The organism is Planctopirus hydrillae (assembly GCF_001707835.1).
GTDB classification, from domain to species: domain Bacteria; phylum Planctomycetota; class Planctomycetia; order Planctomycetales; family Planctomycetaceae; genus Planctopirus; species Planctopirus hydrillae.
In genome coordinates this window covers 1-15,551 of record NZ_LYDR01000116.1, presented here as the reverse complement: position 1 = coordinate 15,551, position 15,551 = coordinate 1, and the positions used below count along the sequence as shown (strand labels likewise).

9 protein-coding genes are annotated in these 15,551 nt (G+C 55.0%); 6 read left to right on the top strand and 3 right to left on the bottom strand.

From position 1 onward, the window contains the following. Positions 1–111: 111 nt before the first annotated feature. Complete coding sequence (locus A6X21_RS13805; protein ID WP_240490264.1) at positions 112–1,725, bottom strand: sodium:proton antiporter; 1,614 nt, start codon at positions 1,723–1,725, stop codon at positions 112–114. A gap of 391 nt (positions 1,726–2,116) precedes the next feature. Between A6X21_RS13805 and A6X21_RS13800 the strand changes: the two genes are divergently transcribed. The 5 genes from A6X21_RS13800 to A6X21_RS13780 all read left to right on the top strand — a co-directional run bounded on the left by A6X21_RS13800 (position 2,117) and on the right by A6X21_RS13780 (position 9,586). Beyond that, positions 2,117–3,265: a 1-deoxy-D-xylulose-5-phosphate reductoisomerase gene (locus A6X21_RS13800; protein ID WP_068849109.1), complete on the top strand. Its 1,149-nt coding sequence runs from the start codon at positions 2,117–2,119 to the stop codon at positions 3,263–3,265. Beyond that, a complete protein-coding gene (locus A6X21_RS13795; protein ID WP_131818340.1) occupies positions 3,253–5,298 on the top strand; it encodes a site-2 protease family protein in 2,046 nt (681 codons plus the stop codon). Before A6X21_RS13800 ends, A6X21_RS13795 begins: the two co-directional genes overlap by 13 nt. A gap of 665 nt (positions 5,299–5,963) precedes the next feature. Further along, positions 5,964–7,199, top strand: coding sequence for a molybdopterin molybdotransferase MoeA (locus tag A6X21_RS13790; protein ID WP_068848786.1), 1,236 nt, complete (start codon positions 5,964–5,966; stop codon positions 7,197–7,199). A gap of 271 nt (positions 7,200–7,470) precedes the next feature. Beyond that, positions 7,471–8,679 carry an adenosyl-hopene transferase HpnH gene (hpnH, locus tag A6X21_RS13785; RefSeq protein WP_068848784.1) on the top strand — a complete coding sequence of 403 codons (1,209 nt, stop codon included), beginning with the start codon at positions 7,471–7,473 and terminating at the stop codon, positions 8,677–8,679. A gap of 49 nt (positions 8,680–8,728) precedes the next feature. Continuing rightward, positions 8,729–9,586, top strand: a complete 858-nt coding sequence (locus A6X21_RS13780) for a TrmH family RNA methyltransferase (RefSeq protein WP_165603799.1) — start codon at positions 8,729–8,731, stop codon at positions 9,584–9,586. Positions 9,587–10,177: 591 nt separating this feature from the next. On the opposite strand, the gene A6X21_RS13775 is transcribed toward A6X21_RS13780, so the two are convergent. Both A6X21_RS13775 and A6X21_RS13770 read right to left on the bottom strand, forming a co-directional pair. Continuing rightward, positions 10,178–12,328 carry a flagellin N-terminal helical domain-containing protein gene (locus A6X21_RS13775; protein ID WP_068848780.1) on the bottom strand — a complete coding sequence of 717 codons (2,151 nt, stop codon included), beginning with the start codon at positions 12,326–12,328 and terminating at the stop codon, positions 10,178–10,180. 757 nt (positions 12,329–13,085) lie between these two features. Further along, entirely contained in the window at positions 13,086–14,696 is a 1,611-nt protein-coding gene (locus A6X21_RS13770) for an NAD(P)/FAD-dependent oxidoreductase (protein ID WP_068848778.1), read from the bottom strand. Positions 14,697–14,856: 160 nt separating this feature from the next. Here A6X21_RS13770 and A6X21_RS13765 point away from each other — a divergent pair. Next, positions 14,857–15,551: hypothetical protein (locus tag A6X21_RS13765; RefSeq protein ID WP_068848775.1), on the top strand; the 695-nt coding region annotated here is incomplete at its 3' end.

Genomic DNA, 15,551 nt, shown 5'->3' with positions numbered 1-15,551 from the left:
AGATCACTGACAATCCAGGCTGCTCCACGAGTTTTTTCAACCTAACAGTAAGTCTGGCAAAGAGTTCCTGACCTGAACACCACGTGATTGAAAGTGCTGAAGTCGAAAAATTCAGATGAAAAAGACGAACGTCATCAACACAAAAATCGGCAGCAGAATCAGCCCCGAGTAAGCCATATATCCAAAGAACGAGGGCATGCGGATGTTGTTTTCCTCGGCAATCGCTTTGACCATAAAGTTAGGCCCATTGCCAATATATGTGTTTGCCCCCATGAGGACGGCTCCACAACTGATGGCCGCCAGAATGGCGTGAGCTTCGGGGCCGGTCTCCAGAAACAGCCTCAGGTAAGGCCCCTCCAGTGGGACATTGGCAATCCCGGCGGCAGTGGCGGCAAATGTGAGGTACGTCGGCGCGTTATCCAGAAAGCTGGAAAGAATGCCCGTGGCCCAGAAGTATTGCCACTCGGTTGAGAGCCCCAGGTTTTTGCCTTCGGAGTTCAGAATGGCCAGAGCCGGGATCATTGTGATGAAAATACCGATAAAGAGCACGGCCACTTCAATAATTGGCCCGAATCCGAAATGATTTTTCGTTCGTAGAGCAGAGCTGGTCATGAAGTAACTCCCCAGCAACAGGAGCAGCATCAGCAGTTCCTGAATTCCCCAGGGCCAGGCTTCGCCTCCATTCCCCAGGCCCTGGCCGCTGGCATAGATCACGGCGACAATTCCCAGCAGAAAGGCCAGATTGTGCCAGCCTTCGAGCCCCAGAGCTTCTTTGGGGGGTTGCGATTCGCTGGTGGTGCCTGGCAGATGAGACTCTTTCCGAAAAGCGATCTGATCCCACAGGAAATAGACCACCAGCAGAATGAGATTCACCATGAGCCATTGAGGCCAGAGTCTGAATGTCCATTCAAAGGGAACACCCTTCAGGAATCCAAGAAACAATGGGGGATCGCCCAAAGGTGTCAGCAGGCCGCCACTGTTGGAGACCATGAAGATAAAGAAAACCACCGTATGCGTGACACGTGTGCGGGAACTATTGGCCCTGAGCAGCGGTCGAATCAGCAGCATCGATGCTCCCGTTGTTCCGACGAAACTGGCAATGGCGGTTCCAAAACCCAGGAGCAGACTGTTCACCACGGGCGTACCAGCCAATGATCCACGCACGTAGATGCCGCCACTGATGACAAACAACGACCCCAGCAGCAGCAGGAAGGAGACATATTCTTTACCACTGTGCTCGAGGGTATGCAGACCGGCCTCCCCGAAGGTGGTGAGATAAATCGCCACCGGGATCGACAGGATCGCGACCACAATCCCTTTGTTCGAATTGTGCTCCCACCAGTGCGGGTTGATCAGCGGGAAGGCGGCAATCGAAAGCAGCAACAGGGCAAACGGAACTGTCGAGAACTTCGAAACCAGCTTCCCCAGCGGTTCATGCCCGGCATGTGCCTCACCTGCATGAGAATCTTTTTGAGAATGGTGTTCATCCGATTTTGTGTGATCTGCCGCATGAGAGTGGTCTGTCGCCGTCGATTTTTCTTCGGGCTGACCAGTTACCCCAGACGACGGTTTCGCAGCATCGACAGGCGTTTTGGGGGAGGGTGCCTCAGGTTGCGATACAGATTCCTGAACAGGTGACGTTTCCTGTCCTAAGGCTGAACTTTCGTTACTGAGGAACAATATTCCCGACAGTAACATGCCCAGAATTGCGTGACTGAAGAACATCGACGGGGAGACCCGTTTTACTTCTGCAGAACGTTGGGCCGAGTGATTCATGGATCTTTCAGGCAAAGCCGAATTCAAGGCGACATCCTTAGATTCAGTAGTTTGAAAAGAAAACTCCTCAGGGATGATCTACAACACCCCGCCTCGCAGGGCAACTCCCTGTGAATGTCATTCTCCTGAATTCGAATAGATAACCCAACACTTATCGAACAGGCCGATCCGGCCTTGTCGAGTTTTTTCAGGTTTCCTAAACTTTACAGAACATGGAAGTTACAGTTTTTGGCTAATTCCGAAGAGGCCATTTTCCAAGCTGATCGGGCGAAGATCCTTTTCAGCAGATCGTGAGCGGAGAAGTTATGGCCTTTTGTCTTCGTAAAGGTTGTACCCATTGATGAAGCAGATTGCCCTGCTGGGTTCAACTGGTTCGATCGGCTTAAGCACACTCGACGTGGTCCGCAGTGACCCCGCATCGTTTCAACTCTTTGCACTTGCCGCCCATCGTCGCGTGCAGGAACTCGCCTCGCAATGCCATGAATTTCATCCTCGCTATGCCGTCATTGCCGATTCATCGCTGGCGCGTGAGATCGATCGATCGCTGTTTCCCCCTGAGACTCAACTGCTGATTGGCGAAGCAGGGATCGAGCAGGTCGCAACTGATCCTGAGGTCGGGATCGTTGTTTCGGCGATTGTCGGGGCCGCCGGGCTTAAGGGAACTTGGGCCGCCGCTCAATCGGGCAAACGGGTGGCTTTGGCCAATAAAGAAAGTCTGGTGGTCGCTGGTGCACTCGTTACCAATGCGGCGAAGGCTTCTGGCGGTGAAATTCTGCCCGTTGATAGTGAGCACAGTGCGATCTTTCAGTGCCTCGCTGCCGGGAATCGCCACGAGGTGGCCCGCATTCATTTAACGGCCAGTGGCGGGCCTTTTCGCAAAGCTTCGCTGGCAGAACTTGCACAGGTGACAGTGGCTGCTGCTCTCGATCATCCCACATGGAAGATGGGTCCGAAGATCACCATCGACAGCGCGACGATGATGAACAAAGCTCTCGAAGTGATTGAAGCCCGCTGGCTCTTCGATGCCAGCGTGGACGAGTTAAACGTCGTGGTGCACCCCCAATCGATCATTCATTCACTGGTAGAATATGTGGATGGTTCGATTTTGGCGCAGCTTTCTCCGCCCGATATGCGCCTGCCCATTCAATATGCGTTATCATGGCCCCAGCGAAAACCTGGTTTCGCACGTAAGATGAACTGGTTCGAATCTCAGACGATGGAGTTTTTCCCTCCTGATTTTGAACGGTTTCCTGCCTTGAAGCTGGGTTTTGAAGTCGCTGCAGCCGGTGGCGGCAGCGGAGCAGTGCTGAATGCGGCAAACGAGGTCGCTGTCGAACGATTTTTAAACAATGATTTGAAGTTTATGGAGATTCCCCAGGTTTGTGGGGAAGTACTAGCCGCGCACACGCACTCCACCAATCCTTCACTGAGTGAATTGTTGGCACTGGATGCCTGGGCACGCGAGGAGACGCGACGTTGGAAAGCTTAGATTTGATCCTTTTGCTCAATCCCTGCCTGATGGCTCTCACACTGGGCAGTCTTCAGAATATCCTGTACGTCGCCCTTGGCCTCGGAATGGTGATTTTCTTCCACGAGTTGGGCCACTTTGCTGTCGCCAAATGGTGCGATGTCCATGTCGAGCAATTCAGCATTGGCTTTGGCCCGGCAATTCTGGCCAAGAAATGGGGCGAGACTGTCTATGCACTCCGAGCCATTCCTTTTGGTGGTTATGTGCAGATGCTGGGGCAGGACGATGCGGATCCCAGCCAACTGACCAGTGAAGAAATCGCGGCTGATCCGCGGTCGTTTTCGTCCAAACCCGTCTGGCAGCGCATGGCGATTATCTCCGCTGGTGTGATCATGAATCTCATCACGGGCCTGATCTTCTGTGCCATTGCCTTTGCCATGGGCGTGGAATCTGTCCCTGCGATTGTCGGCAGTGTCGAACCTGGTCATCCCGCCTGGGTCGCTGGGCTCGAACGTGGCGACAAGATCGAGAAAATGGGTGGCCGAACCATCCGTTCGTTCGAAGAAGTTTCCATCAGTGCTGCTCTTTCGACGGGCCCGATTGATGTCGAAGGTCGCCGACGTGATGACACACCGTTCAAAACTGTTGTCGTCCCCGATACCAGCGGCAATCGCCCTTCGATCGGGGTGAGCTTCAGTTCTTCTCTGCGATTGATGAAGTTCCTGAATGGTGATCCCACGGTGATGCCAGGCACCCCCGCTGCATCGGCCGAGCCACCACTTCAGGGGCTCGACCTGATCACACACGTCGATGATGTGGAAGTGAAATCGTTCCAGGATCTGGAAGATCGACTTGTCTCTAAAGGTGGTGAAGCGGTCACACTCACAGTTCGCCGCCCGCCTGTGAATGCCGCCGGCGTTCCCGATCTCGATGCTCAAGGTGAAGAGATCAAATCACGCGTAGGCCCGGGTTTCTTCCGCACGTTGGGGCTCTCGATGGATACGGGCCCGATCACTGCTGTGCGACTCGGCTCCCCGGCGCAGAAGGCCGGTTTTCTGGCCAAAGATAAGATTGTGAAAGTGGGCGACCGGGCGATTGGCACGGCTCTCAATCCGTTGCGTCTGCCTGACGAATTAAGCCAGATGGCTGGCAAAGAAATCGAAATCACAGTTGCCCGGCAGAAGGATGGCGGTGGTAATCAGGAAGTGGTTCTCAAGGTCACTCCCGAGTCCAGTCCCGGCTGGCTCGATGCGCCTTTGCGTGCCGGCGATGCACTGGCCATTCCTGCGATTGGTGTCGCCATTCAGGTTGTACCCGTCGTCCTGAGTGTTGATCCCGGTTCTCCTGCGGAAGCTGCGGGGATCAAACCCGGTCAGCGGATCCTCAAGCTGGCACTGCTTCCTCACCCCGATGAAGGATCAGGCCCGGATGCCAAAACGGTGGAAGTCGATCTGGGGAGCGATAAAGAGAAGAACGTCAACAACTGGGCTTTCGCCTTCGTGCAACTGCAAAGATATCCACTTCGCAAAGCGACGTTGACCATCAAGGAAGATTCCGAAACGCGAACGATTGATCTTGAACCTGTGGCCGATAAAGAATGGCCTTATCCACGTCGTGGATTCGCGATGTATCCGGCTCGCACGACCCAGCAGGCGAAGTCTTTCAGCGAAGCCTTCAAGATGGGCTACGCCAACATGGAGAAGTCTGTCCTGAATATTTACATGACTTTGCGCAGCCTCTTTACCGGGCATTTGAGTGTCTTTGAATTGCACGGCCCCTTAGGGATTGCGCGCGCTGCTTATGAGATTTCCAAGCTGGGGATTTCGTCACTGCTGATTTTCCTGGGCTTTTTGAGTGCGAACCTCGCGGTGATTAACTTCCTGCCGATTCCGATGCTCGATGGTGGACACATGGTCTTTCTGGCTTACGAAGCGATCACCCGCAAAAAACCCAATGAGAAAGTGCAGATTGCTGCCACTTATGCCGGCATGGCCTTCGTCCTGGGACTGATGCTCTTTGTCATCTGCCTCGATCTGTTTGTCCACAAGTTCTAAACCTGAACTCAGGTCGGTGTAACGGCTCAGTGCCATGCTTTCTCTGTGCCATGCTTGCGGCTCTGAGCTGTCTATGACACACAACTCTGCAGGCGTATGGGCTTAAGGTTGGGCTGGAGACTGGGTGACTGGAAAAGCGTGTGGCTGGGGTCAAACGTCCTCGTTTGCCCCCAGCTTGTTTGACGCTGGTTGTTCATCCCGATGTTCATGGTGAGAAACTTGACAGATGCATTTGCGCTGGTGAATTCGATTGACCAGGGGGCGGATGAAGACATCCGACCCCTGCCACCCCGGCGTGAAGGCATGCTTGCCCAGAGCTGCAAGCATGGCACACAATACAAGAAGTCAGGGAGAAGACCCTCACCCTGCCCTCTCCCACGAGGACGCGGGCGAGGGTTCCAGAGGGGCATGTGCATGGCGCGGCTTCATGTTGTCGTGAAAAGCCACGACAACCCGTGTAAGCAGGTTGAGCACGAGTTGGCCGGGCTACCCTTGAGAGACAGTTGTGTGTAAGAATGGCGGCTCTGAGCAAGCATGCCGCACGGAGTCAGGTTTCCCCGTAGGGTGTCATGCAGCGCCAGCGGAATGCACCAGCTCTTTCATACGAGTGGTTCAGCCATCGCTGAATGTCACATTGATAAAGAATCAGATCCGGAACCGGAGCCATGCCACCACTTCTGGATATTCCTTCCGCCTTAGAACTGATTAGTACCTCGGCGCATGCACTCGCGGAAGAGACCGTGCCTTTCCATGAAGCTCTCGGGCGAGTGACGAGCCAGGCCATTCTCAGCCCGGAACCTGCGCCTCTCTTCGATAAAGCACTGATGGATGGCTATGCCATCCGCGCCGAAGACCTCGCTCAGTCTGCCGGGCTATCAACTTCCACTCCCAGCCCATCACTTCGCGTGACAGGTCTCATCTGTGCTGGCCAGACACCTTCAATAAGTCTTGCCGCGGGTGAAGCGATCCAGATCATGACGGGGGCACCGCTCCCATCTGGAACAACCGCAGTCGTCAAAATTGAAGCGACCACACGGAAAGAGGATCTGGTTTTCATTCACGAATCGGTACCAGTTGGAGCCAACCTGATCCGGCGTGGAGCCGTCATGCAACCCGGCCAACTGGTCTTGAGTGCTGGTCAAAGGTTAGCTCCCCAGCATCTGGCAGGTCTGGCTGAACTGGGGATCGTGACGATTCCCGTCAAACAACAGCCCACACTCGCCATTCTGGCCACAGGTGATGAACTCGTTCCTCCCAGCGAAAAGCCAGGCCCCGGCCAGATTCGAAACTCGAATGAGACTTTGCTCGCCAGCCTGGCGCGACAAGCCGGCTGTGATGTGCAGAGACTCGGCATCGCCTCCGATTCGTTGGACGAACTCACGCTCAAGATCCGTCAGGGCTTAACCGCCGATCTTCTCCTCTTAACAGGCGGTGTCTCCGCGGGCATGCTCGATCTCGTCCCACAGGCACTCGCTGCCGAAGGTGTGGAAAAGATCTTTCACAAAGTCGATATCAAGCCTGGTAAACCCATCTGGTTCGGGATCAAGCGGCAGCCGAAAACCTGCCTCGTTTTCGGCCTTCCCGGCAATCCGGTCAGCAGTCTCGTCTGCTTCGAACTGTTTGTGAAAACCGCCTTGCGAAAACTGTCGGGGATTAATCCTACCATTGCTCCAGCGATCGAAGCTTTGGCTGCGGTCGACGAAAAGTACACGAGCGATCGGCCCACTTATCATCCTGCCGTGATCGACTCAACGGGTTCATCGATCACGGCCCGTACTATCTCCTGGCAGGGCTCATCTGATCTGCAGGCCACTCTCTCAGCGAACGGCATGATTTACTTCCCGGCGAATTCCCCACCACCTCAACAAGGCGATACACTTCTCGCTCACCGCTGGTGCTGATCTTCTCTCGCTGATCTTCTCCTGCAGTGGCCAAATTACGCCCGGGATTGCAGAATTCTGCGAAGGCATGGTGACAGATTCTCGCCACACCGTTACATCTATTAGTCTTGGGGAATCGCTGTCATCCCCTGGTCATCGGACCAGCCTGTGGGAATGAGTGACGTTAGAGACGACAGCCGGGCCTTAGGGATCATTCGGCCCGCCAGAGAAGTTTTCGCAAAACGCCTGCTCGATCAAGCGTTGATTCACCAATACATGGAGGTCGCCTCGAATGTCGGTTCCTGTCCGTCAAATGTGGACGATCGCCAGCTACGTGCTCAAACAGCGAATGCTGGGCAACAAGCGATATCCGCTGGTGCTGATGCTCGAACCTCTTTTTCGCTGCAATCTGGCCTGTGCTGGATGTGGCAAAATCCAGCATCCCGTCGAGATTTTGCGCAAGCACCTTTCTCCCGAAGAATGCTTCGCTGCCGCTGATGAATGTGGTGCACCGGTCATTTCCATTCCCGGCGGCGAACCACTGTTGCACCCGCAAATCGGTGAGATCGTCGCCGGGCTGGTAGCTCGCAAAAAGTTTGTCTACTTGTGCACGAATGCCATTCTGCTCGAAAAACATCTTCACAAATTTAAGCCCAGTCCCTACCTGACCTTCTCGATTCATCTCGATGGCCCGCAGGAAGAGCATGATTTTGCCGTATGCCGTGAAGGTGTGTACGACGTCGCGATCAGTGCGATCAAAACAGCCATCGCGCAGGGCTATCGGGTGACGACGAATACGACGGTCTATAACAATGCCCAGCCCGAAGCCCTGCGGGAAATGTTCGATACTCTGGCTGACCTTGGTGTCGAAGGGATGATGCTCTCCCCGGGGTACCAATACGAAAAAGCCCCGATTCAAACGTTGTTCCTGCAACGACAGCAGACGGTCTCACTCTTCCGCAAGCTCTTTTCAAACGCCAAAAAGCGGTGGAAGTTCAACCTTTCACCACTCTTTATCGAGTTTCTGCAAGGTGCCTGGAATCTCGAATGCACTCCCTGGGGTAGCCCCACGTACAACCTCTTTGGCTGGCAGAAGCCCTGCTATCTGATGAATGAAGGCTACACCAAAACCTTTAAAGAACTCATGGAAACAACTCACTGGCCCGACTATGGCCGCGCCAGTGGCAACCCGAAGTGTGCCAACTGCATGGTTCACTGCGGCTACGAACCCACAGCCGTCGCACAGACATTTGGTAGCTGGAACGGCTTGTATCACACAGCCATCCGCACCTTTTTTGGACCGAGGCAAAAGAATCTGCCGCCACTCGATGAACCCCCTTCGAGTGCTGATTCAGGGTCTGGAACTCGCCATCCTCTGGGAGAGTTCGTCGCGTTATCGCCACTTGGCAATGCGTCATCTTCGGGATCTTCATCGAGATCCAGCGAACTTGCGGGCGTGGCGTCGTGCCAGTTGAATGGCTCGCCAGCAGCGGCCTCTTAAAGCTTCCACGCCTGAACAGTCACTTGCCATTATCTCAGAAGTTGCTCCCATGCCGCTCATTCCGGTGAGTGATCTGCTCGACAAAGACCTGGATGTCTATCGCGATGTGAAAGCTCAGAACGCGATGCGACATGGCAAGTACTTCATTGTCGAGGGTGTGCGTACTGTTGAAAGATTATTGGCCAGCGAGTTCGAAACAGCGTCCATTCTCGTCACTCAGGATAAAGTCGCCGCATGGGAAGGGCTGATTCCGCCCGAGATTCCCGTTTATATCATGCCGACAGAGATGGCCTCTCAACTGATTGGCTTTCATCTGCATGTGGGAGTCATGGCTTGTGGTCTGAGGCGAAGAACGGCTTCTCTGGAACAGCTCCTGGGGCTTCCCGATCCTCCCAAAGATCAACGACTGGCCACAACCATTTCTGCGGAGAAGTCTCACGAGCGAACTGCCGTCCCCAAGCCGCTTCTGGTCGTCTGCCCGAATTGCGACAACCCGGAAAATCTCGGTGCTATCATTCGTATTGCCAGTGCGTTTCAAGCGACAGGTCTCTTATTGGGCAACGCCTGCTGTGACCCGTTTTCCCGGCGGGTGATTCGTGTTTCGATGGGGAATATCTTTGGTCTGACGATTCGCGAAAGCCGCCATTTAGGACGTGATCTGCAGCGCCTTAGAACAGAGTTTGGATTTGAAACGATGGGAGCAGTCCTCTCGGACTCAGCTGTCTCCCTGAAGAACGTCCAGCGGCCTCATCGCCTCGCACTGCTGCTCGGGAATGAAGCGGAGGGGTTGACGACGGAGTGGATGGACCAATGCGATCATCTCGTCACGATCCCCATGCCTCCCGATGTAGACAGCCTCAACGTCGCTGTCGCCGCCGGCATCTTCCTGTATCAACTCACCAACTGATAAGGCTTCCAGGAAACCACTGCGCGTTGTTCGTCGCGACGACATGCTTGCCCAGATCTGCTGTCCTTTACGCACAGATTTGCAGGAGTTCTGATTGGAAGAGTGACTTGAGGCTGAATGGATGAAGACTGGGTGGATGGGGTCAAACATCCTCGTTGGCCCCCAGTTCTTTGGACTCTGATCTTTCTTGACGAACAGCATGAAAAGTCATGAATTTATGTGCCGGTTGCATTTGCGCAGGGGAAGTTTGTTGGCCAGGGGGCGGATGAAGACATCTGAACCCTACCACCCCGGCAAGAACCACGCCCTTCCGCACTGTCGTGATTTTTGGGGCTCCAATGGCGTGCTACCCAAGAGCGAGAGAAGGTTGATGGCTGGGCACGCGCATGGCGCAGCTTCTTGTTGTCGTGAAGAGTCACGACAACCCGGCCACGAGTTGGCCGGGCCACCCGTCATGCTTGCCCAGAACTGCAAGCATGGCACACAGGCCAACTCTCAACCCTCAAACACCAAACACCAAAAAAAACACGTCCCTCTTTCGAGAGACGTGCTTGATATTCCATCGTCGCCGTCGGTTCAGACCGACTTCGATTATCGGAGGAGCTGGGCGATGGTGCTGGGCCCCTGGTTGGCGATCGAGAGGACCGAGATACCAGCCTGTACCAGAACCTGAGCCTTCTGCAGGTTGGCCGTTTCAGCAGCAAAGTCGGTATCGACAATCTCGCTGCGGGCAGCAGAAATGTTTTCCAGTGCCACACCCAAAGTCGAGATGTTGGTATCGATCACGTTCGACTGGACGGCACCAATCTGAGACCGGAGAGTCGTCACACGTTCGAGTGATTCGTCGATGATGCTCACGAGGTCTTCGTAAGAGATCTTCGGGCCCGAACCATCGAGGCTCTTGCGAACATCTTCGAGGCTCTTGCCACCACCGGAACCCAGTTCGGACAGTTTGCCGGTGATACCACCCAGGCGAGAGGTGTTGACCGCTTCGATCCCCAGGCCAATCTGCCCGGCGGAAGTGGCCTGCTCACCAATCTGGAAGAGTGCACCACCACCGACGATGTTCAATGTGGCTGTGGCGTTGGCTTCGTTGGAATCGGTTGCAAAGGTGAGCGAAGCAGCGACGCTGGCAGTACGGAAGCTGGCTTTGAGACCATCTCCACGGGCTGCCTGGCCGTTGATTGTCACGCCGATATCAGCACCGAAATCGCGAGTCGTGTAGGTCGTGTCGTTCTTGCCTGTCGTCTGGAAGCTGCCAGACAGGGCCGTCACGTTAACCTTGGCTGACGAGCCGTACTCGGAACTTTCAAGAATGATATCGCCATTGGTCAAGCTCAGTGCGGTGCTCGCCACATCATCACCCAGTGATGTTGAGTCGCCGCGTGTCGAAGCCAGCAGCACTTCCGAAGCGTCTTCATCATCATTGATCAGAGTGGCAATATCTGCGAGAGTCGAGGTCACGACACCGTTAGCATCTGTGCCAGCAGTAATGGTGATAACCTGGTTGCCATCGTTATCGGCTGCACCCACGCTGACACCCAGCGTCTGGCTGTTGCCAGTGGCATCAATAACAACACTCAACGTGCCGTTGGTTCCTACCGTGCGGTTATCTCCCAGCCGCAGGATGCCCTGATCAGTACCACCGGTCAGTGTATCGGCGGCTTCAGCAGCCTGCACACCCGAACCGTCGCCGCTGGCCACACCTGTGACAAGCGAACTGGCAGTCGTGTCACCAGCAATAATGGCGACCACGTCGTCGGCGGTGGCACTCACAGCACCGTTGGCGTCTGTTCCCAGAGTCACAGTCACAGTGCGGTTTGTTGTTCCAGTAACAGCGACCGATGTGGCCACGTTGTTGCCTGAACCGGCCACATAAGTGACCGAAACAGTACCACCCAGCGAAGCATTGGTTCCCAGCTCGGCGGTTCGTCGAGCGTCGGTGAAGGTCACCACACCGTTGGCGCCTGAGCCCTTGGTTGCGGTGTTGGCCACAGCATCAACTGTCAGCTCAAAACCACCAACGACTGTGGCCACAACGCCCGTGGTATCAGAGACATCGTTGATGGCGTCAGCGATGTTGCTCACTGTGCTGCTGCCACCCAGCGAGATCGCCTGGTTGCCATTGGAACCGCCGATTTCCACAGTGGCGGCTGAAGTCAAAGCCCCACCGCTGTAGCGCAGCGATGCTTTTTCGGCAGCAGTGTTCACTGTCGCATTCAAAGCAATGCTGGTTCGTGAGCCGAAGACAGCCTGGTTCACCTGGAAATCACTGAATTTGTTCAAATCGCCAACAGAAACCGATGTCTGGAAGCCTTTGCTGCCGTCAATCAGTTTGTCACCAGCAAACGTGGTGTTGGACGAGATACGGTTGATGGCAGAGAGAATCTCGTCGATTTCGCCCTGGTTGGCAGTTGTTTCGCTGGAAGAAAGGGCACCAACGTTGAGGCCTTCCTGAACCAGTCCGCGCAGCTTATTGAGCTGACCGCTGATTTCGCCCAGAGCCGCATCAGCCGTCGAGAGGACGTTGTTGGCTCGATTGCTGTTCGAAATCGATTTTTCGATGGTGGTGGTCTGCAGTTTCAGTCGCTCACCAGCGAACAGACCGGCGGGGTTATCCCGGCCACTGTTGACCTTCACACCTGTCGAAAGTCGAGTCAGCGCCGAGTTCTGCTGACTGGTGGCTTTCTGAAGGTTGCGCAACCCACGGAGCGCATCAATGTTTGTGTTAATTCTCGTCATCGCACTAAGCCTTTCGGGGGGTGAGAGCGCTCCGTCGTATGCTTGGCCCGCCGTGCGCGATGTAAAGCTGCGCCTGCGCGGTTGTCCTTTGAAATACAAAGTCTCATCTCAGGCTTCGTCCGGAAGTTCCTGCCGAATTCACGAATGATTGATCGCCTCTCACAACCAGATTCGTCGAAATCGTCGGGAAGAAGCGATCGATCGGCATCGTCGTCACAGACGGAACCTCAGTAGTTCCACCAGTGTGAAGAATACCTTGGTAAACTCAGCGAAATCGTTAAAGCCTTGCGTGAGTACGAAGAAACCCTAGTTCGCATTTCGCCACACGTCGGTCGGTATTGAAGATTTTTGGCAACATCTTCGCATTTGCGGGTAACGCCGCAGAACCGATCGAAATGAACAGACTGCTCTCGAGCGATCACTCACGAACTTTCCCTGTTCGCGCTGACTGCTATACGCACCTTCTCAGTGAACCCATGTGATGGATGGATTCAGGCGGCGTCGCTGGGGTCAAACGTCTTCGTTTGCCGCCAGGTCATCTGAGGTTGGTGAATCATCTCAATGTTGGCAGGAAGTTCTGAGGAGAGCTACGGATGCATTTTTGCTGGTGACCTCGATTGACCAAGGGGCGGATGAAGACATCCGACCCTTGCCACACGAAAGTCAAAACTTCGCATCACTCAATACTTATCGCTCAATACAGAGAAGTGTGGGAAACCAGCCTGTTGTGGTGGCAAGTGGCCTGAGGCGGCGAGAATCAGCTCTTTAATAAGGGAGCGAAGTGCCGCACCACTTCCCGGGCACTGCGTAAGCCATCGACGGCTGCACTCACAATCCCGCCCGCGTAGCCGGCTCCTTCACCAACCGGGTAGAGCCCGGGCATTCCCGGTGCCACACGCGTCTGCCGATCGCGATCAATCCGGACAGGTGAACTCCCGCGCATCTCAGGCCCGACCAATACGGCATTCTTCAAGAAGTTTCCATGCAGCTTGGCATCCATCAAGGGCAGGCTCTTACGGATCGCCTGGGCAATTACCGGTGGCAATACCAGATCCAGAGTCAGCGGCTTAACCCCACGCTCGTACGAACATTCCACGCGATCATCGGCACGCGGGGCTTTGCCATTCACGAAATCGAGTCCCCTCTGAATGGGGCACGCGTATGTCCCGCCCAGAAGCTCGAAGGCGGCGGATTCATATTGCCGCTGTAAATAGACTCCCGCCAAAGGATGATTCGATCCAAACTCATTCGTCTCTAGAGTCACGACAATGCCACTATTGGCAAAGGGTGTATCGTGACGACTGTTACTCATTCCGTTCGAACAGAACATGTTCGGCTCGGAAACACTCGGAATGATGATCCCCCCCGCACACATGCAAAATGTAAAGACATCGCGAGTCGAGCGGGCCTGCAGGGTGTAATCAGCCGCACCCAGCATTTCCAGATACTCGGGACGGCCATACTTGTGCCTGTTCACCTGCTCCTGTGGCTGTTCGATCCGTACACCGAGTTGAAAGGCTTTCTGCTGAATCGGTGCCCCTTGCTCCAGCAGTTTTTCGTAGGTGTCTCGCGCACTGTGGCCGATCCCTAAAATGACCACATTCGAGTACATCGGCCCACTTGATGTCTCAATCCCGATCACCTGTCCATCCCGCAGGATCAGTCCTTCGAAGCGGCAATCGAACCGATACTCGCCACCCAAAACTTCAATCTTGCGGCGGAAGTTCCGGCAGATCATGGGCAGTTTGTTACTTCCCAGATGGGGACGATTCTCATACACAATCGATTCTCGACCGCCGCACTCGACAAACCGCTCGAGCACCCAGTCAACATCCGGTCCTTCCATGCGGCAGGTGAGCTTGCCGTCACTGAAGCAACCGGCTCCACCTTCACCAAAGAGATAATTGTTCTCGCGGTCAAACGCACCACCACGGTCGAACTCCCGCACGGCAGGGACACGCTCCTTCACTGCTTTGCCACGCTCGATGACAATCGGGCAATACCCCTTCATGGCCAGATAATGGGCAGCGAGTAATCCAGCCGGCCCCGAACCAATGACCAGTGGCCGACCGTGCAACTCTCCTTCGCCAGGTGCGGGATTATCAAAGACTGGCGGCTCAAAGAACATCAGTTCCGGGCCCAGTCGCTTTTGCAAAGCTTTCGACTGCGCCATTTCGGAAGAGATATCGACCGATGCCGTATAAACAAAGTGGAGTTCGTCGCGCTTGCGCGCATCGAGACTCCGCTTCAAGATCCGATACCGGGAAAGATTTTCCTTCGGTAAACCTGTGGCGCGAGCCAGATAACCAGGAAGTTCGGCTTCGGGAGTGCCTAAAGGGAGACGAAGATTGGCAATTTTCAGTGGCATAATGTTTCATAATCAGTGTGCGAACGAGCTATGTCCGAACTTAGACCTAATATCGCATGCCACCACACGGCGCACAAGTCGCCTGCTCGTCTGCTGACCAATGTGCTTACCAATGAGTTGTTGACACTCCACCTTTGACCTCAGTTGACGGTTCGCCAGCATGCCCAGGAAATCCAAAGTTCAAAGGTCGAGTTCCAGCGTCACTTCCTTGGTCGCTGCCAGTAAGCCCGCCCGCCGCCGCTCGGAAGTTTCGCCAGAAACGCTCGCCGCCCTCGAAACGGGAAAGCTCGCCACGCGGAATCTCGTCGAGTGGCTCGCCATGGATCAATTGCGCTTGTTCACGCACCTGATTGATGATCTTAAGCTTGAAACCACTCCTGAACTTGAGCAGGAACTCGAATCGCTGCGAAGTGCCGGGGTCATGCAAAAGTCGTGGGGATTGGGATCGTTACTCGCCCGGCTCATGACTCAGCACCCCAGACACCCGGTCATTCTGGAAGAGTTGACGACTCATCCTTCCGATGCTGTCCGCATCTGGACGATGACCGCGATCCAAAGCCCGACGACGCTCACCCTTTCCCAAAGGCTGAGAGCGGTCCGTCCATTTGCTGCGGATGAGCATTTTGGTGTTCGCGAATGTGCCTGGATGGTCGTGCGACCAGCGCTCATTGCCGACTTGCCCGGATCGATTCATCGCCTGCTCCCCTGGGCCAAACATCAGGATGCCAATCTAAGGCGGTTCGCGGTTGAATCGATCCGGCCGTGCGGTGTGTGGTGTAAACAACCACCCGGGCGAAGCTGTCGAGCAAAGATCGGAAACCACATGCAGGCGATGTCCGTGAGAAATAATCTCGA

Coding starts and splice junctions, on each gene's coding strand:
- A6X21_RS13790 (WP_068848786.1), top strand. CDS start 5,964: ATGCCACCACTTCTGGATATTCCTTCCGCCTTAGAACTGATTAGTACC.
- A6X21_RS13770 (WP_068848778.1), bottom strand. CDS start 14,696: ATGCCACTGAAAATTGCCAATCTTCGTCTCCCTTTAGGCACTCCCGAA.
- A6X21_RS13800 (WP_068849109.1), top strand. CDS start 2,117: ATGAAGCAGATTGCCCTGCTGGGTTCAACTGGTTCGATCGGCTTAAGC.
- hpnH (WP_068848784.1), top strand. CDS start 7,471: ATGTCGGTTCCTGTCCGTCAAATGTGGACGATCGCCAGCTACGTGCTC.
- A6X21_RS13780 (WP_165603799.1), top strand. CDS start 8,729: ATGCCGCTCATTCCGGTGAGTGATCTGCTCGACAAAGACCTGGATGTC.
- A6X21_RS13805 (WP_240490264.1), bottom strand. CDS start 1,725: ATGTTCTTCAGTCACGCAATTCTGGGCATGTTACTGTCGGGAATATTG.
- A6X21_RS13775 (WP_068848780.1), bottom strand. CDS start 12,328: ATGACGAGAATTAACACAAACATTGATGCGCTCCGTGGGTTGCGCAAC.